Origin of the sequence: Lysobacter niastensis (assembly GCF_015453285.1) — a bacterium.
In the GTDB taxonomy this organism is placed as follows: Bacteria; Pseudomonadota; Gammaproteobacteria; order Xanthomonadales; family Xanthomonadaceae; genus Lysobacter_J; species Lysobacter_J niastensis.
In genome coordinates, this window is the sequence record NZ_JADLZT010000007.1 from 247,203 (window position 1) to 268,374 (window position 21,172).

General features: G+C 68.3%; 19 protein-coding genes. 4 read left to right on the forward strand and 15 right to left on the reverse strand.

The features are described from left to right. Positions 1 to 11: 11 nt before the first annotated feature. The 15 genes from IU514_RS14160 to IU514_RS14230 form a co-directional block, all read right to left on the reverse strand. Positions 12 to 602, reverse strand: a complete 591-nt coding sequence (locus IU514_RS14160) for a hypothetical protein (RefSeq protein ID WP_194931774.1) — start codon at positions 600 to 602, stop codon at positions 12 to 14. After that, a complete protein-coding gene (locus IU514_RS14165; protein ID WP_194931775.1) occupies positions 599 to 1,171 on the reverse strand; it encodes an RNA polymerase sigma factor in 573 nt (190 codons plus the stop codon). Before IU514_RS14165 ends, IU514_RS14160 begins: the two co-directional genes overlap by 4 nt. 129 nt (positions 1,172 to 1,300) lie before the next feature. Then, positions 1,301 to 4,072 carry a TonB-dependent receptor gene (locus IU514_RS14170; RefSeq protein WP_194931776.1) on the reverse strand — a complete coding sequence of 924 codons (2,772 nt, stop codon included), beginning with the start codon at positions 4,070 to 4,072 and terminating at the stop codon, positions 1,301 to 1,303. A 212-nt stretch (positions 4,073 to 4,284) separates the two neighbouring features. Beyond that, positions 4,285 to 5,682 (reverse strand): ATP-dependent protease ATPase subunit HslU, encoded by a 1,398-nt coding sequence (hslU, locus tag IU514_RS14175; RefSeq protein WP_194931777.1) that lies wholly within the window; start codon positions 5,680 to 5,682, stop codon positions 4,285 to 4,287. Positions 5,683 to 5,811: 129 nt separating this feature from the next. Beyond that, a complete protein-coding gene (gene hslV / locus IU514_RS14180) occupies positions 5,812 to 6,363 on the reverse strand; it encodes an ATP-dependent protease subunit HslV (protein WP_194931778.1) in 552 nt (183 codons plus the stop codon). Between the two features lie 183 nt (positions 6,364 to 6,546). Then, entirely contained in the window at positions 6,547 to 7,470 is a 924-nt protein-coding gene (gene xerC / locus IU514_RS14185; protein WP_194931779.1) for a tyrosine recombinase XerC, read from the reverse strand. Positions 7,471 to 7,474: 4 nt separating this feature from the next. Then, positions 7,475 to 8,149 carry a DUF484 family protein gene (locus tag IU514_RS14190; RefSeq protein WP_194931780.1) on the reverse strand — a complete coding sequence of 225 codons (675 nt, stop codon included), beginning with the start codon at positions 8,147 to 8,149 and terminating at the stop codon, positions 7,475 to 7,477. Next, the gene (gene dapF, locus IU514_RS14195) at positions 8,146 to 9,000 is read right to left on the reverse strand and encodes a diaminopimelate epimerase (RefSeq protein WP_194931781.1); all 855 of its coding nucleotides are present in this window, start codon (positions 8,998 to 9,000) and stop codon (positions 8,146 to 8,148) included. Before dapF ends, IU514_RS14190 begins: the two co-directional genes overlap by 4 nt. Then, the gene (lptM, locus tag IU514_RS14200) at positions 8,993 to 9,253 is read right to left on the reverse strand and encodes an LPS translocon maturation chaperone LptM (protein ID WP_194931782.1); all 261 of its coding nucleotides are present in this window, start codon (positions 9,251 to 9,253) and stop codon (positions 8,993 to 8,995) included. The genes dapF and lptM overlap by 8 nt, the downstream gene beginning before the upstream one ends. Positions 9,254 to 9,304: 51 nt before the next feature. After that, complete coding sequence (locus tag IU514_RS14205) at positions 9,305 to 9,718, reverse strand: YbaN family protein (RefSeq protein WP_194931783.1); 414 nt, start codon at positions 9,716 to 9,718, stop codon at positions 9,305 to 9,307. 261 nt (positions 9,719 to 9,979) lie between these two features. Then, complete coding sequence (locus tag IU514_RS14210; protein ID WP_194931784.1) at positions 9,980 to 12,106, reverse strand: S9 family peptidase; 2,127 nt, start codon at positions 12,104 to 12,106, stop codon at positions 9,980 to 9,982. A gap of 77 nt (positions 12,107 to 12,183) precedes the next feature. Beyond that, the gene (locus IU514_RS14215; protein WP_194931785.1) at positions 12,184 to 14,247 is read right to left on the reverse strand and encodes a prolyl oligopeptidase family serine peptidase; all 2,064 of its coding nucleotides are present in this window, start codon (positions 14,245 to 14,247) and stop codon (positions 12,184 to 12,186) included. Between the two features lie 101 nt (positions 14,248 to 14,348). After that, positions 14,349 to 14,657, reverse strand: a complete 309-nt coding sequence (locus IU514_RS14220) for a hypothetical protein (RefSeq protein ID WP_194931786.1) — start codon at positions 14,655 to 14,657, stop codon at positions 14,349 to 14,351. 192 nt (positions 14,658 to 14,849) lie between these two features. Then, positions 14,850 to 15,818: a helix-turn-helix transcriptional regulator gene (locus IU514_RS14225; RefSeq protein WP_194931787.1), complete on the reverse strand. Its 969-nt coding sequence runs from the start codon at positions 15,816 to 15,818 to the stop codon at positions 14,850 to 14,852. Between the two features lie 127 nt (positions 15,819 to 15,945). Next, complete coding sequence (locus IU514_RS14230; protein ID WP_194931788.1) at positions 15,946 to 16,395, reverse strand: acyloxyacyl hydrolase; 450 nt, start codon at positions 16,393 to 16,395, stop codon at positions 15,946 to 15,948. 131 nt (positions 16,396 to 16,526) lie between these two features. On the opposite strand from IU514_RS14230, the gene IU514_RS14235 reads away from it, so the two are divergent. From IU514_RS14235 to IU514_RS14250, 4 genes are read left to right on the forward strand one after another with little or no spacing between them, the layout of a single operon-like run. Then, entirely contained in the window at positions 16,527 to 17,150 is a 624-nt protein-coding gene (locus IU514_RS14235) for a hypothetical protein (RefSeq protein ID WP_194931789.1), read from the forward strand. A 59-nt stretch (positions 17,151 to 17,209) separates the two neighbouring features. Further along, the gene (locus IU514_RS14240) at positions 17,210 to 20,092 is read left to right on the forward strand and encodes a molybdopterin oxidoreductase family protein (RefSeq protein ID WP_194931790.1); all 2,883 of its coding nucleotides are present in this window, start codon (positions 17,210 to 17,212) and stop codon (positions 20,090 to 20,092) included. Beyond that, on the forward strand, positions 20,089 to 20,307 hold the full coding sequence (locus IU514_RS14245) for a hypothetical protein (RefSeq protein ID WP_194931791.1): 219 nt from the start codon (positions 20,089 to 20,091) through the stop codon (positions 20,305 to 20,307). Before IU514_RS14240 ends, IU514_RS14245 begins: the two co-directional genes overlap by 4 nt. Positions 20,308 to 20,317: 10 nt before the next feature. Next, positions 20,318 to 21,157, forward strand: a complete 840-nt coding sequence (locus tag IU514_RS14250; RefSeq protein WP_194931792.1) for a 4Fe-4S dicluster domain-containing protein — start codon at positions 20,318 to 20,320, stop codon at positions 21,155 to 21,157. Positions 21,158 to 21,172: the final 15 nt, after the last annotated feature.

A 21,172-nucleotide genomic window follows, 5' to 3' on the forward strand; every position in this document is an offset into this window, starting at 1 on the left:
GGTGGACGAACTCAGCCGTCGCCGAGTTCGTCCTGCAGCGCGCGCAACTGGAGCAGCCGCGCGCGTGCCTTGCGGGTGATGTACCAGGCCGTCAGTGCCGACAACACCAGCCCGATGCAGCCTCCGGTCATGCCGCCGATCAGCCTGCCCAGTTCGCTTGCTCCGGCCTGCCAGGCCAGCGTCACGCCGACCGCGCAGGTGAGCAGCCACAACACCAGACCCACCCACATCCCATAACGCCAGTAACGCAGCGAGGTGCGGGCGCGCTCGCTTTCCAGCGCCAGCAGGGCAGCCGCGTCGAGGCCTTCGTCGCGCAACTGGCGGCGGCGGATCCACAGCGACCACGCCTGGAACGCGACGACCGCCACGGTCATGACGACGCACAGCGCGTTGAACAGGCGTGGCTCCGTCCCGCGCCCGATGATGACAGCCAGTGCCGCCACGACCGCGATCGAGGTTGCCACTTCCAGGCCGAGCGCGAGTTTCAGCTTCGTACCGCGCCTTGCCGCCTCAGCGCGGAGCGCGTCGATGTCGATGCCGGGCGCGTCCTGGCCCCGCCATTCCTCGCCCAGCGATTGCCAGTCGTGCTGGAGGTCGTTCATGCGGTTTCTCCGAGCCAGTCACGCAGTTGCCGGCGCGAGCGGCTCAGCCGTTGCGCCACGGTGTTCTCCTCCAGGGCCAGCGCGTCGCCGATCTCGCGCAACGAGAAGCCTTCCAGCGCCAGCACCACCACCTGGCGCTGTCCCAGCGGCAGTCGCCGTACCGCTTCGAGCAGGTTGCTGCGGCGCTGATGCGCTTCGGCATGCCGCAGCGGATCGTCGCCCGGATCGGGATGCTCGTCGTCGAGTTCCTCTTCGATCCGACGCTGCCGCGACAACGCATCGATCGCGCGGTTGTGGGCGACGCGGGCGACGAAGGTGCGCAGCGAGGCCTCGCCGCGCCAGCTCGGCAGCGCGCGCCAGATCGCCAGGCTGATCTCCTGCAGCAGGTCCTCGCGGCGTGCGCGCTCGCCTTCGTAGCTGCCGACGATACGCGCCAGCATCGGACCGTGGTCGTGCAGCACCGCCTCGACATTGGGACGGACGATGGCGCCGCCCGCCGCCGGAGGCGACGGGCTCGCGTCCGGCAACGCGGGCGCGAGCGTGGAGCGGGTGGCGGCGGCACTGTCCATAGGCGAATCCGTCGGGTCTGCCGTTGGCAGTCTGCCCGAAGGCAAAAAACCTGACAGCGTCCGGCGTCCCCGGCGGAAACGTCTAGCCCACAGTGGCTGGCCGGGTCGAAGCCCGGCCGGCTGCCGGCCTTACATCTTGTAGCTGAAGCCGATCAGGTACTGGCGACCGTACTCGGTGTACTCCTCGGGCAGGAAGATCCCGGTGCCGGTGGACTCGCTGGCCTCGGTGCGGAACGGTTCGTTGTTGAGGTTGTTCACCTGGAACAACAACGACAGACCGCTCAGACGGCTGGTCTCGGCGAAGTCGTAGCTGAGCTGCAGGTCGACGGTCTTCTCGCTGAGGGTGTAGCGATACTGGCGCTGGCCGAACAGCGAGCTGTACTCACCGCGGTACTTGTCGCGGTAACGCTCGCTGATGCGGGCCGCGAAACCGTGGTTCTCGTAGTAGAAGGTCGCGTTGGCGACGACCTTCGACAAGCCCGGGATCGTGTCTGTGCTGGAGCCCAGGTCGGGGCCGTCCGGGTCGATGGACGACTCGGTGTAGGAACCGTTGAGCTGCAGGCCGAAGCCGGTCAGCGCGTCCGAGAACAGGTCGCCGGCCAGCGTGGTGCTGACTTCGACGCCGCGCATGTAGCCGCCGGTGCCGTTCTTCCAGGTGTAGAACGTGCCGAAGTCCGAGATCGGCGTCTTTCCGTCCGGGTCATAGCCGCTGAAGTCCCACGGCATGTTGTCCTGGTAGATGTAGCTCTCCAGGTCCTTGTAGAACAGCGCCAGCGCGATGTAGCTGGCCGGCCCCATGTACTTCTCGAACGAGATGTCCGCGGAGTTGGCGCGATAGGGCTCCAGCAGCGGATTGCCGCCACCGCCGCTCCACTCGTTGGTGATCTCGCTGACGCTGGCCGAGCTGTCCGCGCTGAGGTAGTTGATCGGCGGACGCATCATCTCCTTGGCCGCGCCGAAGCGGACCATCCAGCCGTCGCCGAAGTCGGCCACGAGGTTCAGGCTCGGCAGGATGTCGCCGTAGGACGCGCCCAGCGTCTGTGCGCCGACGATCGCGTCGCTGGTCGCGTTGAAGCCGGTCGACGACTGTTCGGTGTGGACGTACTGCACGCCGGCGTTGCCGCGCAGGCGCACGCGCTCGGTGAGGTCCATGTCCAGGTTGGCGCGGAGGTAGAACGTGTCGACGTCCTCATCGACCGTGAAGTCCTTGCGCAGGTCGTCGTTGCTCTCGCTCAGGCGCACGTCGTAGTAGCGCGACAGCAGGTCGCGCGCGTTGTAGCTGAGCAGGTTGCCCATGCCGACGAAACCCAGCGAGGTCGGCGACATCAGCAGCGCCGGATCGACCGTCGCCGGCGCGCGGTCGTTGAGCAGGTCGGCGAAATAGGTCTGCGACACCTTCTCCTTGGTGCGGCGGTTGAGGTTGACGCCGACGTCGTAGCTGCGCATCCAGTCGGAGTTCTCCATCTGGTGCGTCAGCTGCAGGCGCGCGGCCTTGATCTCGTCCTCCTGGCGCGAGTTCTCCAGGCGGCCGTCATGGCCCCACATCTGCGGGTCCCACAGGTGGACGCTGGACGGATCGGACAGGTCCGGCAGCGCGTACTGATTGAAGCCCTGGCCCGGCGACAGCTCGAAGCCGATGCTCTGCGGGCCCAGCAGACCGGCGTAGGTCTCCAGCGTGGACTGCTCGCGCTCGGCCTTGGAGTAGTTCAGGTCGGCCAGCAGCGACCAGCTGCCCCAGGTGAAGGTATTGGCCCAACCCGCCGCGTACAGCTTGTCGTCGCGGGTGTTGTTGTCGTTGCGCACCACCGGCTGCACGCCGTTAAGGACGCCGCGCGTGATGACCGGAACGCCGTCGACGTCGGTGGTGACGATGTTGCTGTAGCTGACCGCGCCCACGCCGTTCTCGTCCGCGTTCCACCACGGGTCGTTGGTCCACATCGCCCCGTGCATGTTCTCGTCCTGGTCGAACCGTGAGTAGTACAGGTCGAGGATGCTGTGCCAGGTATCGTTCGGCTTGAACTCGACCACGCCCATGACGCCGTCGCGCTTCAGCTCGTGCGACTTGATCCAGCCTTCGCTGCCCTGCAGCGCCACCGCGCCGGCGGGCTTGCCGTCCTGCGGCGCGCCCCATGCGTCGGTGTCGGCCCACCACCACGCCTTGTAGTGCTTTTCCTGGAACGGCGAGTCCAGGCGCGCGATGCCGATGGCGACACCGACGGTGTCGTTGGCGAACTGGTCGACGTAGGAAGCACTGGCGCGATAGCCGGTGTCGCTCGAGTCGGCGCTCAGGTCGCCGAAGGAATTCTTCTCGCCGCTGCCGCTGACCACGATCCGGCGCTCGCCGTATTCCAGCGGACGGATCGTCTGCAGGTCGACCGTGCCGGACAGACCCTGCCCGATCAGCGCCGCGTCGGGCGTCTTGTACACGGTGACGGCGTTGATCAGCTCGGCCGGGTACTGGTCGAGTTCGACGCCGCGGCTGTCGCCGGTGCTGACCTGCTCGCGGCCGTTGAGCGTGGTGCCGACGAACTGCTCGGACATGCCGCGGATGTTGACGACCTGCGAACGACCATCGACACGCTGCGTTGCGATGCCCGGAAGACGCGCGATGGAGTCGGCGATGCTGATGTCCGGCAGCTTGCCGATGTCCTCGGCCGACACGGCCTCGACGATCGAGGTCGCTTCGCTCTTCGTTTCGACCGAGGTTTCGATGCTGTGGCGGATGCCGGTGACGACGACCTTGTCGAGCGTCTGGGCGGAGTCGGTGGTGGCAACTTCCTGGGCCTGCGCCGCGGCGGATGCCAGCAACGCGAATCCGCAAGCGATCACGAGGCCGCGCTTGCGCGGCGATACGCACGACAACACCACCGCATTTCGCGGTGCAAAAACATGCAACGTCATTGAGGCTCCTGGGCCGGGGTTCGACTGCGCGGCTGGCGCAGGTTGGGCGTGAAGAACTCGTTATTTTGCCCTGAACCGGCGGCGGGAAGCCTGTATGCCTGCCGAACAAACCCGGCGAGCGGGTATGAATGGGACGCGCATCGCAACGCCTGAACGAAAACGGCCCGCTGCGTGGCGGGCCGTTGGTGGCGTGCGCTTGGCGATGTAACCGCTTACAGAATGTAACGGCTCAGGTCGGGGTCCTGAACCAGCTCACCCAGGTGCGAGTCGACGTAGGCCCGGTCGATGGTCACGGCCTGGCCGCCGCGGTCCGGGGCCTCGTAGCTGAGCACGTCGAGCAGGCGTTCCAGCACGGTGTGCAGGCGGCGCGCGCCGATGTTCTCCTGGCGCTCGTTGACCTGCGCGGCGATCTCGGCGAGGCGCTCGACCGCGTCGCTGGTGAACTCGACGGTGACGCCTTCGGTTTTCAGCAGCTCCACGTACTGCGTGGTCAGTGCCGCCTTGGGCTCGGTCAGGATGCGCACGAAGTCGTCCTTGGTCAGCGCACCCAGTTCCACGCGGATCGGGAAGCGGCCCTGCAGTTCCGGGATCAGGTCGCTGGGCTTGGCGAGATGGAACGCACCCGAGGCGATGAACAGGATGTGGTCGGTCTTCACCGCGCCGTACTTGGTGCTGACGGTGGAGCCTTCGACCAGCGGCAGCAGGTCGCGCTGCACGCCTTCGCGGCTGACGTCGCCACCGCCGATGTTCTCGCTGCGCTTGGCGACCTTGTCGATCTCGTCGATGAAGACGATGCCGTGCTGCTCGCACGCCTCGATCGCGGCCTCGCGCACGTCGTCCTCGTTGACCAGCTTGCCCGCTTCCTCCTCGGTCAACTGGGAACGCGCGGTGCTGATCGTCATGGTCTTGCGATGGGTCTTGGCGCCAGCCACCTGCGAGAACATCTGGCGCAGCTGCTGGCCCATTTCCTCCATGCCCGGCGGCGCCATGATGTCGACGCCGACGTTCACCGCGGCCTCGATCTCGATCTCGCGCTCGTCGAGCGCGCCGCTGCGCAGCTGCTTGCGCAGCTTGGCCCGGGTTTCGTTCTCCTGGGCCGACTGCGCCGACGGCTCGTCCTTCGCGGCCTCGGTGGCATTGAAGCCGAACACGGTGTTGGGCGCGGCACTGCGGCGCGGCAGCAGCGCGTCGAGGATGCGCTCCTCGGCGCGTTCCTCGGCCTGCGTGCGCACCCGCTGCTTCGCCTGCTCGCGATACAGCTTGACCGCGGTGTCGGCGAGGTCGCGCACGATCTGCTCGACGTCCTTGCCGACGTAGCCGACCTCGGTGAAGCGCGTCGCCTCGACCTTCACGAACGGCGCATTGGCCAGCGTCGCCAGGCGGCGCGCGATTTCGGTCTTGCCGACGCCGGTGGGGCCGATCATCAGGATGTTCTTGGGCATCACCTCGTTGCGCAGTTCCGGCGGCAGCTGCATGCGGCGCCAGCGGTTGCGCAGGGCAATGGCGACCGCGCGCTTGGCGGCGTGCTGGCCGACGATGTGGCGGTCGAGCTCCTGCACGATCTCGCGCGGAGTCATGGTGGTGTTGCTGGTGTCGGGCTTGATGGGCATGGGGGATTGATCGTCTATTAAGTGCCCTTCTCCCGCTTGCGGGAGAAGGTGCCCGGAGGGCGGATGAGGGCAAGCGCGGAATCGCCCTCACCCCAACCCTCTCCCGCAATGCGGGAGAGGGGGTATGCGTCAAAGCTCTTCGATGACGACGTTGCGATTGGTGTAGATGCAGACGTCGCCGGCGATGTTGATCGCCTCGGTCGCGATCGTGCGTGCGTCGAGCTGCGTGTGGGCGATCAGCGCGCGCGCCGCCGACAGCGCGTACATGCCGCCGGAGCCGATCGCGATGATGCCGTCCTCCGGCTCGATGACGTCGCCGGTGCCACTGATGATCAGCGAGGTTTCCCGGTCGGCGACGGCGAGCAGCGCTTCGAGCTTGCCGAGGCGACGCTCGGTGCGCCAATCCTTGGCCAGTTCGACGGCGGCGCGGGTCAGCTGCCCGTGCTTTTCGAGCTTGGCCTCGAACAGTTCAAAAAGAGTGAAGGCATCCGCCGCGGCACCGGCGAAACCGGCCAGCACCTGGCCGTCGCGGCCGAGGCGGCGCACCTTGCGCGCGTTGGCCTTCATCACCGTGTGGCCAAGGGTGACCTGGCCGTCGCCGGCCACGGCAACGCGGCCGTCGCGGCGCACCGACACGATGGTCGTGGCGTGGAAAACGTTCGGGTTCTGACTCGGGTCCATGCGACCTCCGGGGTGTTCCCAACGAAGTGGGGCCGTGCCGACCACCTTCAAGGCACCAGGACGGAGCCCCTCTCCCGCCTGCGGGAGAGGGTTGGGGTGAGGGCGGCGGCCGGCAACGCGGCAGAAGCGCCCTCATCCGCCCTTCGGGCACCTTCTCCCGCAAGCGGGAGAAGGGATTACACACTATGGCTTGCGCTTCGCGCGCGGGTGCGCCGCGTCGTACACCTTGGCCAGGTGCTGGTAGTCCAGGTGCGTGTAGATCTGGGTGGTGGCGATGTCGGCATGGCCGAGCAGTTCCTGCACGCCGCGCAGGTCGCCCGACGATTCCAGGATGTGGCTTGCGAAGGAATGCCGCAGCAGGTGCGGATGCACGCGCTTGAACAGGCCCTGCCGCTGCGCGAGATGGCGCATGCGCAACTGCACCGCGCGCGGCGTGATCGCGCCGCCACCGCGTCCGGGAAACACGTGCGCATCGTTGGCCGCGCCGGTGGAGGAGCGCCATTCCGACAGCGAAGCGCGAGCGTGCGAACCGACCGGCACGCTGCGCTGCTTGCTGCCCTTGCCAAGCACGCTGACCAGTCCGTCCTGCAGATCGATATCGCGCCAGCGCAGCGCGCACAGCTCGGACAGGCGCAGGCCGGAGGAATAGAACAGCTCCAGCAGCGCGCGATCGCGCAGGCCCAGCGGTGCGTCGGTCGGCACTTCGACGAGCGCCTTGGCCTCGTCGGGATCGAGCACCTGCGGCAGCTTGCGAGGCGCCTTCGGCGAGCGGATCACCGCGGCAGGATTGGAGGCGAGACGACCCTGGCGCACGAGCCAGCCGTAGAAGCTCCGGCACGCCGACAGCCGGCGCTGCAGGCTCTTGGGCGAAAGTCCGCGACGGTGTTCGGCGGCGACGAACGCGCGGATCTGTTCGGCGTGCAGCGCGGTGACGTCGTTGCCCTGCTTCGCTGCCCACGAGGCCAGCGCGGCGAGGTCGCGCCGGTAGGCGTCGAGCGTATGCGCCGACATGCGCCGCTCGACGACGATGCGGGCGAGGTAATCCTCGATGGCAGCGACGCGGGGCGCCTCGTCCTCCGAAGCGCCGCTGCCTTCCGCAGCCGTCATGGCGTTACGCCGCATACCTCTTCAGCGCGGTCGCCAGCGACTCGCCCATCATGCGCAGGAACAGCGTGCCCATGCCGGGGAAGAAGCGGTTGGGATCGCGGCTGCCGACGGCGATGAGGCCGATGCCGGGCAATGGCAGCAACGCGGACGATTGCACGTCCTCGGCGCGCACGCCGTACAGCAGTGCGTGCTTTTCCGGCTGCAGGCGGCCGCACAGCGGCTCTCCGTCGGCCAGGCAGTCGCGGAACGGCGCCAGGCGCCCGTCGTCGGCGGCAATGACCTGCAGCCAGTCGGCATCTTCCAGGCCTTCCGCCGGCGCGAACATCACCAGCCGCACCAGGTCGCCGTTGAAGTCTTCGGCCAGGCTTGCCGCCATGGCGCGCAGCGTGTCGGCCGCGCTGCCCTGCCGCATCAGCGCGAGCGTGAGCTGGTGCGTGCGCACCGACAGCCGCTCGTTCTCCTGCGCGTTGCCGAACAGCTCCTGCAGGCGCCGCGTCAGTTCACGGTTCTTGTCGCGCAGCACTTCCAGCTGGTAGCTGGCCAGCGACGACGCCGAGCCTTCCTCACGCGGCACCACCAGGCTCAACGCCAGGTCCGGGAACTGTTGCAGGAAGCGCGGGTGACGGCGCAGCCAGGTCGCGACTTCGTGCGCGCCCAGTTTTTCCTGGATCTCTGTCATGCGGTCCACTCCCCTTCGAATACGAATGCCGTCGGCCCCGACATCGACAACGGCGCGTCGTCGGACGGCCATTCGATGCGCAGCTCCCCCCCGGGCAACGCGATCACGACGTCGCGCCCGACCTTGCCCCGTCGCATCATCACCGCGGCGGCGGCGCAGGCACCACTGCCGCAGGCCAGCGTCTCGCCGGCGCCGCGCTCGTACACGCGCAGACGCACGCGACCAGGCGATTCGACCTGGGCGAAACCGACGTTGACCGATTCAGGAAACGCCGGCTGCACCTGCAGCAGCGGACCGATCGTCGCGACCGGCGCGCTGGCGACGTCCTCGACCTCGATCACCGCGTGCGGGTTGCCCATCGACACCGCACCGAAGCTGACGACGGTGGAATCGACCGCGAGCACGTACTCGCCTTCGACCGCATCGACGCCCCGCAACGGCACGTGCGCGGGCACGAAATCGGGCACGCCCATCACCACCCGGTAGTAGCCGTCGGGCAGACGCGTCACGGCGTGAGTGCCGGCCGGGCTGTCGAGCAGGAGCCCGTCGCCCTCGGCCGCACCGTCGCGCACCAGCCATGCAGCGATGCAGCGGGCACCGTTGCCGCATTGCTGAGAGGACGAGCCGTCGGAGTTCCAGATGCGGTAGCTCGCCACAGCTCCGGGCGTGCGCGGCGGCTCGACCGTCAGCAGCTGGTCGTAGCCGACGCCGGTATGGCGGTCGCCGATGGCCCGGCACAGCGCGGCATCGGGCGCCGGCCGGCCGTCGCGCAGGTCGATCACGACGAAGTCGTTGCCCGCGCCGTGCATCTTGGTGAAAGACAGTCCCATGGTGCGCGCGGGATCAGCCATTGCCACCGGACGGAGGCGTGTCCGCCTTGGGTTCGTTGCCGGTCTTGTCTTCGGCATCGGCCGGCGGCGGCGGCGTGGTGTCGGCCGGCTCGTCGGTGGGGACTTCGGCCGGCGTGGTCTCGGCGCCCTCGGGTGGCAGCGTCGAGGGATCGACTTCGACCGGCTTGGGCGGCAGCACCAGCGGGCCCTTGTTGCCACACCCGGCCAGCGCCAGCGGCAACGCGATCAACAGCAGAGCGGTACGTGCATTCATGCCCGCAGTGTAGCCCGCGTCATGCGGCGAAACGAAGCGCGATGCCGCGGTTCAGCGCGGCGGTTCGGGCCGGCGCCACAGCCAGGTCGCGACCACGGCCATGATCGCGGTGCCGGTCGCGGCCATCCAAGCGCGCGGAGCGGTCAGGAACATGATCACCGCGCAGACCGACATCATCGATACCGCCAGCCACTTGGCCCGGCGGCTGACCGCGCCGTGCGCCTGCCAGTCGCGGATCATCGGCCCGAACTGCCGGTGTGAGAGCAGCCAGTCGTGCAGGCGCTGCGATCCGCGAGCCGCAGCGAAGGCCGACAGCAGCACGAACGGGACCGTCGGCAGCCCCGGTACGACGATGCCGACCAGGCCCAGGCCGAGACTGGCATAGGCCAGCAGCCACCACGCCCAGCGGAAGCGGACACGGGCGGTGGCTGGCGTGGAGGCGCGGGGGAGGTCGGGCTCGGACACGGGGTTAGCTTAGCCGGGGGAGGACATCCGATCGTGCGCGAGGATGGCCATTCTCGCCGGCCGGCAAAGGCACGGACCTCAACCCCGTTCGTCCTGAGCGTAGCGAAGCGGAGTCGAAGGATGAGCGGTTCGCGTGGTTCATGCCCGCTCGCCCTTCGACTCCGGCGCTACACGCCTACGCTCAGGACGAACGGGGTGAGAACTGCAGTTGCGCATGCATACCGGAAGCGCCCCTGACCTGGCAGGGGCGCCACCACCCGGCTACTTCGCCGCCGCCGGCTCCGTCGTACTGCCGCCTGCCACTTCCAGCTGGTCGAGCATGAAGGCGTACATCTCGGACAGCTCGCGGTAGCGGCGGAAACGGCCGGACTTGCCGCCGTGGCCCGCATCCATGTTGGTGCGGAACAGCACCGGCGCCTTCGACGTGTTGACGTCGCGCAGGCGCGCCACGTACTTGGCCGGCTCCCAGTACTGCACCTGCGAATCCCACAACCCGGTGCCGACGAACATGGCCGGGTACGCCTGCGCCTTCAGGTTGTCGTAGGGCGAGTACGACAGCATGTAGTCGTAGTAATCCTTCTTTTCCGGATTGCCCCACTCGTCGTATTCGTTGGTGGTCAGCGGGATGCTCGGATCGAGCATCGTGGTGACCACGTCGACGAACGGCACCTGCGACAGGATCACGCGGTAGTGGTCCGGCGCCATGTTCGAGATCGCGCCCATCAGCAGGCCGCCGGCGCTGCCGCCGTACGCGGCGACGCGATCCTTCGCCGCGTAGCCCTGCTTGACCAGGTCGTCGGTGACGTCGATGAAGTCAGTGAAGGTGTTCTTCTTGTGGAACAGCTTGCCGTCGTCGTACCACTTTCGGCCCATTTCCTGGCCGCCGCGGATGTGCGCGATCGCGTAGACCATGCCGCGATCGAGCAGGCTGACGACCGGGCCGTTGAAACGCGGATCGGTCGAGCTGCCGTAGCTGCCGTACGCGTACTGCAGCATCGCGGCCTTGCCGTTCTTCTCGAAGCCCTTTTTGTAGACCAGCGACACCGGCACCTTCGTGCCGTCACGGGCGATGGCCCACAGGCGCTCGGTCACGTACTTCCCGGGGTCGTAGCCGAGCACCGGCTCGCGCTTGAGCAGCTTGCGCTCACCGGTCTCCACGTTCACTTCGTACGTGGTCATCGGCGTGGTCAGCGAGGTGTAGCTGTAGCGCAGCCACGGCGTGTCCGGCTCGGCATTGACCGACAGGCCCATCGAATAAGCCGGCTCATCGGCCTTCACATGCTCCTCGCGGCCGTCCTTGCGCAGCAGGCGCAGGCGCTCCAGGCCGTCGGAGCGCTCGGCCACGGCAGTGAAGCCGTCGAACAACTCGAAGCCCTCGATGAAGACGTCGTCGCGATGAGCGACCCATTCCTTCCATTCCTTGCGCGAGCGGGCGCCGTCGGCGGCGGTGACCAGCTTGAAGTTCGGCGCGGCCTTGCCGTCCGCGCCCGGCGCGTTGGTGCGGATCACCCAGCGATCATCGAGATGGTCGGCGCTGTACTCGACGTCGCGCTCGCGCGGCGCCAGCACCACGAACTCGCGCGGATCAGCGGCGGACGCACAGCGCGTCTCGCTCGATACCGTGCTCTCCACACCGATGCAGATGTACTGGTCATCGCGCGTGCGGCCGATGCCCATGTAGAAGCTGTCGTCGTGCTCCTCGTACACCACCATGTCCTGCGCGGCCGGCGTGCCGAGCACGTGCTTCTTGACGCGCACGGTCAGCAGCGTTTCCGGGTCGTTCTCGACGTAGAACAGCGTGCGGTTGTCGTCGGCCCAGACGAGGTTGGGCGAGACGCCCGTGATCTCGTCGCTGAAGACCTCGCCGGTGGCCACGTCCTTGATGCGGATCGTGTACTGGCGACGGCCCACGGCGTCCTCGGCCCAGGCCAGCAGGCGGTTGTCCTGGGTGACCGCCCAGTCGCCGACGCTGAAGTAGTCCTTGCCCTTGGCCATCACGTTGACGTCGAGCAGGACCGCTTCCGCCGCCTCCATCGAGCCCTCGCGGCGCGCGTAGATCGGGTAGTCCTGGCCGGTTTCGAAGCGCGTGTAGTACCAGTAGCCGCGCTCGCGGTACGGCACCGAACTGTCGTCCTGCTTGATGCGGCTGACGATCTCCTCGTACAGCTTGTTCTCCAGCGGCTTCAGCGGCGCCATCGCGGCGTCGACGTAGGCGTTCTCCGCATTGAGGTAGTCCAGCATCTGCTGGTTCTTGCGGGCGTCGTCGCGCAGCCAGTAGTACTCGTCGTCGCGCTGCGCGCCGAAGGGCGCCTTCACCACGTGCGGCTTCTTCGTGGCATCGGGCGGCGTGGACAGGGAGGCGGCGGCGGAAACGTTGGATAGGGTCATCAAGCGGCCGAGAGCAGGAGCGAGGTCGGTTTCATAGTGGGTCCGATTTTGTAGGACGCAATGCCGGCGCGGAAGCGTCAGCTCCCCAGCCGGTGCCGCAGGAACGTGAAGGCCAGCGCGCTCATGTGCGCGGCCTGGGCATTGTTGGCCGAACCGCCGTGGCCGCCCTCGATGTTCTCGTAGTAGCGCACGTCCTTGCCGGCTTCGAGCATGCGTGCGGCCATCTTGCGCGCATGCGCGGGATGGACGCGGTCGTCGCGGGTGGAGGTCATGAAGATCGCCGGCGGATACTCGCGGCCCGCGTCGAACAGGTGGTACGGCGAGAACGTCCGGATGAAGTCCCAGTCGGCGGTGTCTGGATCTCCGTATTCGGCCATCCACGACGCCCCCGCCAGCAGGTGGCTGTAGCGCTTCATGTCCAGCAGCGGCACCTGCACGACGACGGCGCCGACCAGCTCCGGGTATTGGGTGAGCATGTTGCCGGTGAGCAGGCCGCCGTTGCTGCCGCCCTGCACGCCCAGGTGCGGCGCGGAGGTGATGCGGCGCGCGACGAGGTCCTGCGCGACCGCGGCGAAGTCTTCATAGGCGCGATGGCGGTTGGCCTTGAGCGCGGCCTGGTGCCAGCGCGGACCGTACTCGCCGCCGCCGCGGATGTTGGCCACGGCATAGACGCCGCCCTGCTCCAGCCAGGCCTTGCCGACACTGCCGGAATACGCCGGCGTCAGCGAGATCTCGAAGCCGCCGTAGCCGTACAGCAGCGTCGGCGCCTTGCCGTCCAGCGCCAGCTCCTTCGGCCGCACCAGGAAGTACGGGACGCACGTGCCGTCCTTGGACCTGACGAAGTGCTGCTCGATGACATTGCGGCTGCCGTCGAAGAAGGCGGGCATTGCCTTCAGCTTTTCCGGCGTCTTCCCCGGCTGCGCCAGCGACAGCGTGGTCGGGGTCAGGTAGTCGGTGGCGATCAACCACACCGCATCGGTCTCATCGGCGTCGACAGCCGAGACCGCGAGCGTGCCGAACGACGGCGCGCCGGTGAACTCCTGCCGCGTCCAGGTGCCCGGCATCGGCGTGAGCACGCTCAGGCGATGGCGGACGTCGTCGAGCACGTTGATCACCAGGTGCGTCTGCGTCCAGGTATAGCCGGCCAGCGAGGTGCGCGCGGTCGGCGTGAACAGCGCGGTGAACTCGCGCTTTCCCGCCATGAAGTCGTCGAAGGACGTCGCGATCAGGCTGCCGGCGGGCCAGGTGGTAGTACCGGCCTGGTACGGCTCGCGCAGCTCCAGCAACAGCCACTGCCGGTGCACCGACTTGTTGGCCGAGTTGGGCGCATCGATCTTCGCCAGCGTGCCGTCGTCGCGACGCAGGTACAGCTCGTCGTTGTAGAACGCCAGCGTGCGGCTGACGTAGTCGCGCTCGAAGCCCGGCGTCGGGTCGTGGAACGCGGCGATGTACATGTCGTCGCGATGGCCTTCGAAGACCACCTGCGCCGACTCGATCGGCGTGCCGCGCGTCCAGCGTTTGACCACGCGCGGATAGCCGGAACTGGTCATCGTCGGAGCGCCGGACGCGTCCGGTCCGAAGTCGGTGTAGACATAGACCGTGTCGCGGTCGATCCAGCCCAGCGCGCCCTTGGCCTCGGGCCGGAAGAAACCGTCCTCGATCCAGCGCTTGTCGATCAGGTCGAACTCGCGGGTCACGTCGGCGTCGGCGCCGCCGCGCGACAGCGAGACCAGGCAGCGGCGGGTTTCGCCGCCCTGCAGCCACGGCTTGAGGCTCAACGCGCCGTGCCAGACCCAGTTCTCATCCTCCTCGCGGTTCAGCGCGTCGAGGTCGAGCACCGTTTCCCACTGCGGGTTCGGCTTGCGGTACTCGTCCAGCGTGGTGCGGCGCCACAGGCCGCGCTCATGCTGCCGGTCCTTCCAGAAGTTGTAGTAGTGATCGCCGATCTTCTCGACGTCGGGAATCCTCGCGTCGGAGTCGAGGATGGCGCGGATGTCGGATTCGAGCTGCCGGAACGGCGGCGTGTCCGCGAGCTCGGCCTCGGTCCGCGCGTTCTGCGCGCGCACCCAGTCCAGCGCACGCTCGCCGGTGACGTCCTCGAGCCAGGCGTAAGGGTCGTCGACCTGCGTCTGCGGGGACATGGGCGCTCCGGCGCGAGAGTCGGGCCGAAAACGCTAGCACAGCGCGCGGTCAGAGCCGGTGTGCGCCGCCTGCCAGAGTCAGGCGGGCGCAGGGAAGGCGATCAGGCCGCGCGTGCGGTGGCGATGCGACGGGCAGGCAGTGCGCGGCGTCGCGCCTGGGTGCCGGGCCGGCGGCGGCGCACCGGCGCTGCCACGCCGCGCGGCTGGCGCGATGCCGGCATGCGGAAGCGGTGCAGCGCCCACCACGCGCTCAGCGGCATCGCCAGCAGCCACAGCGGCATCCATCCGAAGGTGTCGCTGAAGCCACGCGCGGCCGGCAGCAGCATCACCAGCATCGCGCCGAGGGCGACGACGTAGTGCAGGACGTGTTCGACACGGCGATCGGCTTGGGTGGCGGCGTGCTGCGACATGACGCTGGCTCCGGATGAGGTGTGGAGCGAGCGTGGACCGGGGTCATCTCAGGGGCTGCGACGGGGGGCGCCCTTGAGACCTGGGTTTGGGCCAGCAAGAGAAAGTGACCCGGCCGCCGCCAGGCGGACGGAAGCTTCGCTGTCGCGGGATACCAGGCTGCGAGGAACACCAGGGCGTGCAGCCCTCCGCCCTCAGCCGTCGTAATTGCTCAGCGCCAGCGACAGCAGCGCACGCGCCTGCTCGCGCAGCGACGACGGCTCGAGGATCTCGGCGTCGGCACCGTAGTGCATGACATCCATCAGCAGCTCGCGGCCGGTGCTGTAGGGCACCTTCAGTTCGTAACGGCCATCGGACAGGAAGCGTCCCTGCTGTTGCGAATGCCAGTGCTCGTCCGCGACCCAGCGCGCGGCCTTGGCGCTGAACACGATCGTCGCCCAGCCCTTGGGCTCGCCCGAGAAAATTCCGTAGCTGGATGCGAGCTGGCGGTCGAGCTCAGCGTCGGGCACGTCCCGGGCGGACTCGTCGAGCAGCTTGGCCGCACCGATCCGGTCTACCGCGAAACTGCGCAGCGCCTCGCGGCCGTGGTCCCAGGCGTCGAGGTACCAGTTTTCGCGGTAATGCGTCAGCCGCTGCGGCGACACCGTACGACGGGTCTTTTCGTCGGTGGAGCGCGCGCGGTACTCGAAGCTGATCTGCTTGCGGTCGAGGACCGCGGTGGCGACGATGCGGAACGCGGTCTCGTCGAGCTTGCGGGTGCGGTGCGGGATGACGCGCACACGCTCGACCGGCACGCGCCGGCCGCCGGCATGCTCGTCCAGCAGTTTTTCGATGCGGTGCTGTAACGGTGCCAGCGCGTTCGACAGCACGCCACCGCCACTGCGCACGAGCAACTGCTGCGCGGCGAGCAGCGAATGCAGCTCCTCCGAACTGAGCCACAGGCCGGGCAGCTCGAAGCGGTCTCCATCGCTATGGTCGTAACGGAAGCCGGCTTCGCCGTTGCCCACTACGGGCGCCATCAGGTAGTCACGCAGGTACGCCAGGTCGCGATAGACCGTGGCACGCGAGCACTCCAGGTCTTCCTGCAGGCGCTGCACCGTCACCGGATAGCGGGCGGCGCTGAGGATGCGGTGCAGGGCGTGGATGCGTTCGATGCGTTCCATGTCAGGCGGTCCGGCGACGGGGCTTTGCGGCTGCCTAGCATCGCACATGCGCCGATCCGCGGACGTTGACCGGGCGCCCGCTCTGCCCAGAACGTCTGCCCCCAGAACGTCTGCCCAGAACGTCCGCTCAGAACGCGATCTCGGCCAGCAGGAACGTCTCGCCGCGATTGCGCCCCTGCGTGCTGCCATTGGACAGATGCCGCAAAGAAACGTTCACCCGGCCGAAATCGCGGCCAATGGCGGTCAGGAACTGGCCATGGCCGGACAGCGTGTCGTTGTCGACGCTGACCAGCGCCACGCCGCCGCTGACGAACCACTGCCGCCAATAGAAGCGCTTGCTCAGTGCAAGGTACGCGGCGGCCGGTATTTCGGCGCGATCGCGCTCGCCGACGTGTCCGATCATGACCTCCCACGGATGCGCGTGATCGCTCAGCCAGGCCACCGCCAGGACCACCGCGTTCTCGTCGTCATAATCCTTCGCCACGCCACCACTGACACGCACTTCGGCGCGCGCGGCAGCGAGCGCGGATCCGCACAGGATCGCGACCAGCAGGACCAGCGTGGCGACGCGCGACATCGAGCTCCCTCGGCATCGGACGGTTGATGCATACAACGCAGATTTCGATCCCTCGGGGCCTCGCGTCGCGCGGTTAACCGGTTCCTAACCGCGCCTCCGACACACTGCCGCGAAGCCACCAGGGAACGGGCATGCGCGCAACAGGGACGTCGCAACGCGATCACACGATCGCGGCCATCATCGTGGTCGTGGTCCACCTGGTGTTGGCCTGGGGCCTGTCGCGCATGCTGCGCGCGTACTACGCACCCGTGGCTGACGACGCGCATGTGACAGAAATACAGTTCGTACCACGGGCGCAGCCGCTGTCCGCAGCGCGCGCCGCCGGGCGCCCGCTCGCCGTCGCTCCCGTACGCGAACGGGAACCGGCACGCGCTGTTCCCAACGACCCAAAGGAACAGCGACCGGCGCCGGAAAATGCAGCCCCGTCCGGGACGCTTTCGGCGGTGCTGCTGGACCAGGCGCGGCAATGGGCCGAGCAGCAGGCGCGCGCCGAGGCCGAACCTGTCGACGCGTTCGCACGCACGCATCCCCTGGCGAACGACGGGCTGCGCCCGACCCGCACGCGCTTCCGTTTCCGCGAACCGCTGTCGGCCGCCGCCATCGTCAACAGCGTCGGCAAGGCCTTTTCGCCGCCGGGCTATGAAGCCGATCCGTGCCTGCAGAACCGGCGCAACATCTCCGAACTGGCGCCCCTGGGCGACTCGGCGGCCCTGCGCCACGACGTGGAGTTCGAGCGCCGCCATTGCCGGCCATAGCGCCGTTTTGTGCGCGGCTGCGTTCGACGTGCGCCCGGCCGCGGGGGCACAATGTACGGATGCGCGCGCCCGCCGAACCCGTCATCGACACCTCGCCCTCACCCGGCGACGAGGTCAAGACCACCACGTGCTACATGTGCGCGTGCCGCTGCGGCATCAAGGTGTGGCTCAAGGACGGGCAGATCCGCTACATCCAGGGCAACCCCGAACACCCGGTCAACCGCGGCGTGCTGTGCGCGAAGGGCTCGGCCGGCATCATGCAGCACTACTCGCCGGCGCGGCTGGACAAGCCGCTGCTGCGCGTGGGCGAACGCGGCTCCGGCGAGTTCCGCGAGATCAGCTGGGAAGAAGCCTTCGAGATCGCGACCTCGTGGCTGAAGCCGATCCGCGAGCGCAACCCCGACGAACTCGCGTTCTTCACCGGACGCGACCAGAGCCAGGCGCTGACCGGCTGGTGGGCGCAGCAGTTCGGCACGGTCAACTATGCCGCCCACGGCGGTTTCTGCTCGGTCAACATGGCCGCCGGCGGGTTGTATTCGCTCGGCGGCAGCTTCTGGGAGTTCGGCGAGCCCGACTGGGAGCACTCGCAGTACCTGATGCTGTGGGGCGTGGCCGAAGACCACGACTCCAATCCGATCAAGCTCGGCCTCGGACACCTGAAGGCGCGCGGCGCCAAGATCGTCGCGGTCAATCCGGTGCGCAGCGGCTATGGCGCGATCGCCGATGAGTGGATCGGCATCCGCCCCGGCACCGACGGCCTGTTCGCGTTCGCGCTGATCCACGAACTGCTCAAGGCCGACCGCATCGACCTCGACTATCTGGTGCGCTACACCAACGCGCACTGGCTGGTGGTGCGCAACCCGGGCGGCGCCGACGACGGGCTGTTCGCGCGCGATGCCGATGGCCGGCCGCTGTGCTGGGACCGCGACGCCAATGCGCAGGCACCCGCCGAAGCGATCGGCCTCTCGCCGGCCGTGGTCGGCGAGTACGCGCTGGCGGACGGCCGCCGCGCTGTGCCCTCGTTCCACCTGCTCGCCGAGCGTTACCTCGACCCGCAGTACTCGCCCGATGCGGTCAGCGCGCGTTGCGGCATTCCTGCCGACACGATCCGACGCATCGCCCGCGAACTGGCGGAGGCGGCGTTCGATCGCGCGTTCTCGCTGCCGGTGGCGTGGACCGACGCCTGGGGCCGCGAGCACGCCGAGATGCCTGGGCGTCCGGTGTCGATGCACGCGATGCGCGGCATCAGCGCACACAGCAACGGATTCCATACCTGCCGGGCGCTGCACCTGCTGCAATTGCTGCTGGGCGCGGTCGACACGCCGGGTTCGTTCCGGTACCAGCCGCCGTTCCCGAAGCCGATCCCGCCGCCGAACCGTCCCGGCAAGGCGCGCCAGGCCAACGGCGTGCTCGACGCCGCGCCGCTCGGCTTCGTGCACGGTCCGGAGGACCTGGTCGTCGACGCGCAGGGGCAGCCGCGCCGCATCGACCATGCATTCTCGTGGGCGTATCCGCTGTCCGCGCACGGCATGATGCACACCGTGCTGCGCAACGCCTGGGCCGGCGATCCGTACAAGATCGACACGCTGATGATGTTCATGGCGAACATGAGCTGGAACTCGGCGATGAACACGGCCGAGACCATCGGCTGGCTGACCGACAAGGGCGAGGACGGCGAATACCGCATCCCGCACATCATCTACGCCGATGCCTACGCCTCGGAGATGGTCGCCTACGCCGACCTGGTGCTGCCGGACACGACCTACCTGGAGCGCTTCGACGCGATCTCGATGCTCGACCGCCCGATCTCCGACGCCGACGGTGCGGCCGACGCGATCCGCCATCCGGTGCTGGATGCGGCGCAGCAGGCTCCCGGCCGCGACGTGCGCGGCTTCCAGTCGGTGCTGATCGAGCTCGGCGCGCGCCTCGGACTGCCCGGGCTGGTCAACGAGGACGGCTCGGCGAAGTACCGCGACTACGCCGACTACATCGTCCGCCACGAGCGCGCGCCCGGCATCGGCCTGCTGGCCGGCTGGCGCGGCGAGCACGGCGAACTGGAAGCCAAGGGCCGGCCGAATCCCGACCAGCTGCAGCGCTACATCGAGCACGGCGGTTTCTGGCGCAGCGAAGTGCCGGAAGAGGCGCGCTATTACAAGATGGCCAATCGCGGTTATCTCGACTGGGCGCAGCGCATGGGCTTCCTCGGCCATGCCGACCCGATCGTGCTGCAGGTGTATTCCGAGACGATGCAGAAGTTCCGCCTGGCGGCACAGGGCCATGGCGTACTGCAGCCGCCGGCGGAGCATCGCGACCGCGTGGCGACGTACTTCGATCCACTGCCGACGTGGTACGAGCCGTTCGAGGGCGCGCAGATCGACGACCTCGACGCGCGCTTCCCCCTCAGCGCGGTGACGCAGCGGCCGATGTTCATGTACCACGCGTGGGGCTCGCAGAACGCCTGGCTGCGGCAGATCGCCACGCGCAACTACCTGTACCTGCATCCGGACACCGGTGCGCGCTTCGGCATCGGCGACGAGGACTGGATCGACGTCACGTCGCACAACGGCACGATCACAGTGCAGGCGAAGTTCGCCGCCAACGTGCAGCGCGACACCGTGTGGACCTGGAACGCCATCGGCAAGCGTCGCGGCGCCTGGCGGCTGGGCAAGGACGCGCAGGAAGGCCGCAAGGGCTTCCTGCTCAACCACCTGATCTCCGACATCACCCCGCGCGGCGACTACGCCAACGCCGACCCGGTTACCGGGCAGGCGGCCTGGTTCGACCTGCGCGTGCGCATCGCCCGGGCCGAAGCGCCGCAGGACTCGGCGGACGCCACCAGCCAGCCGCAGTTCGCGCCGCTGCCGATGGGTACCGCCGACAACCGCCCGCTGCGCTACGGCGCGGGCTTCCGCACGACCGCATCCCGCAGGAAGGATGGATGAAACGCACCCTACGCATGTTCGCCGGCTGGATCTGCATCGTGCTCGGTTTCGCGGTGATGGCGATGCTTGGCCTGGGCCTGTACGACCCGACCACCGCCGCGGCCGCGGACGCGACGTCGATGACGCCGGTGCTGATCGCGGTGCTGCCGAGCGTGAGCTTCGGCATCGCGATCTTCGCGGTCGGCGTCTGGCTGATCACCACGGCGCGGAAGTGAACGCGAACCCATGACCGACCTGCCGCCGCCGTCGAAGAAGAAGCTGGGCCTGGTCATCGACCTGGACACCTGCGTGGGTTGCCATGCCTGCGCGGTGGCCTGCAAGGAATGGAACGCGGGCGGTTTCGCCGCGCCGCTGACCGACGAGCAGCCTTACGGCAAGGACCCGTCCGGCGTGTGGTTCAACCGCGTGCACAGCTACGAGGTGGCCGGCAGCGACTACACGACGCCGGCCTACGATCCGGGCGAGCACCAGGCGATCGCGGCGTCCACCAGCGCCTGCGCTTCCAGTCATTCGATCGCGCAGGAAGCGGCGCAGCCAGCGATGACGCTGCACTTCCCGCGCTCGTGCCTGCACTGCGAGCAGCCGGCCTGCGTCACCGTGTGCCCGACCGGCGCCAGCTACAAGCGCGCGGAGGACGGCATCGTGCTGGTCGACGAGGACAAGTGCATCGGCTGCAAGCTGTGCTCGTGGGCCTGCCCGTATGGCGCGCGCGAGTACAGCGCGGTCGAGGGCGTGATGAAGAAATGCACGCTGTGCATCGATCGCATCTACAACGAGAACCTCGCCGAAGCCGAACGCCAGCCCGCCTGCGTGCAGGCCTGCCCGACGCGCGCGCGCCACTTCGGCGACCTGGGCGATCCGGAGTCGAAGGTGTCGAAGCTGGTGGCGGCACGCGGTGGTATCGACCTGATGCCGCAGCTCGGCTACCAGCCGGTGAACCAGTACCTGCCGCCGCGACCTCGCCGCGCGGGTGGCGCGCCCGCCACGACCGCGCCACAGGAAACCCTCGACACCACCGCGCTTCCGCCGGTGCTGCGCTGGCTCGACCGCGTGCTGTCGCGCTGACCTCCCTTCCTTCCG

Excerpts from the sequence above, each read along its gene's own strand:
- IU514_RS14240 (WP_194931790.1), top strand. The coding sequence starts at position 17,210 with ATGCGCGCGCCCGCCGAACCCGTCATCGACACCTCGCCCTCACCCGGC.
- hslU (WP_194931777.1), bottom strand. The coding sequence starts at position 5,682 with ATGCCCATCAAGCCCGACACCAGCAACACCACCATGACTCCGCGCGAG.
- IU514_RS14250 (WP_194931792.1), top strand. The coding sequence starts at position 20,318 with ATGACCGACCTGCCGCCGCCGTCGAAGAAGAAGCTGGGCCTGGTCATC.
- IU514_RS14230 (WP_194931788.1), bottom strand. The coding sequence starts at position 16,395 with ATGTCGCGCGTCGCCACGCTGGTCCTGCTGGTCGCGATCCTGTGCGGA.
- hslV (WP_194931778.1), bottom strand. The coding sequence starts at position 6,363 with ATGGACCCGAGTCAGAACCCGAACGTTTTCCACGCCACGACCATCGTG.
- xerC (WP_194931779.1), bottom strand. The coding sequence starts at position 7,470 with ATGACGGCTGCGGAAGGCAGCGGCGCTTCGGAGGACGAGGCGCCCCGC.
- IU514_RS14215 (WP_194931785.1), bottom strand. The coding sequence starts at position 14,247 with ATGTCCCCGCAGACGCAGGTCGACGACCCTTACGCCTGGCTCGAGGAC.
- IU514_RS14235 (WP_194931789.1), top strand. The coding sequence starts at position 16,527 with ATGCGCGCAACAGGGACGTCGCAACGCGATCACACGATCGCGGCCATC.
- IU514_RS14190 (WP_194931780.1), bottom strand. The coding sequence starts at position 8,149 with ATGACAGAGATCCAGGAAAAACTGGGCGCGCACGAAGTCGCGACCTGG.
- IU514_RS14165 (WP_194931775.1), bottom strand. The coding sequence starts at position 1,171 with ATGGACAGTGCCGCCGCCACCCGCTCCACGCTCGCGCCCGCGTTGCCG.
- lptM (WP_194931782.1), bottom strand. The coding sequence starts at position 9,253 with ATGAATGCACGTACCGCTCTGCTGTTGATCGCGTTGCCGCTGGCGCTG.
- IU514_RS14220 (WP_194931786.1), bottom strand. The coding sequence starts at position 14,657 with ATGTCGCAGCACGCCGCCACCCAAGCCGATCGCCGTGTCGAACACGTC.
- IU514_RS14225 (WP_194931787.1), bottom strand. The coding sequence starts at position 15,818 with ATGGAACGCATCGAACGCATCCACGCCCTGCACCGCATCCTCAGCGCC.
- IU514_RS14210 (WP_194931784.1), bottom strand. The coding sequence starts at position 12,106 with ATGACCCTATCCAACGTTTCCGCCGCCGCCTCCCTGTCCACGCCGCCC.
- dapF (WP_194931781.1), bottom strand. The coding sequence starts at position 9,000 with ATGGCTGATCCCGCGCGCACCATGGGACTGTCTTTCACCAAGATGCAC.
- IU514_RS14170 (WP_194931776.1), bottom strand. The coding sequence starts at position 4,072 with ATGACGTTGCATGTTTTTGCACCGCGAAATGCGGTGGTGTTGTCGTGC.
- IU514_RS14160 (WP_194931774.1), bottom strand. The coding sequence starts at position 602 with ATGAACGACCTCCAGCACGACTGGCAATCGCTGGGCGAGGAATGGCGG.
- IU514_RS14245 (WP_194931791.1), top strand. The coding sequence starts at position 20,089 with ATGAAACGCACCCTACGCATGTTCGCCGGCTGGATCTGCATCGTGCTC.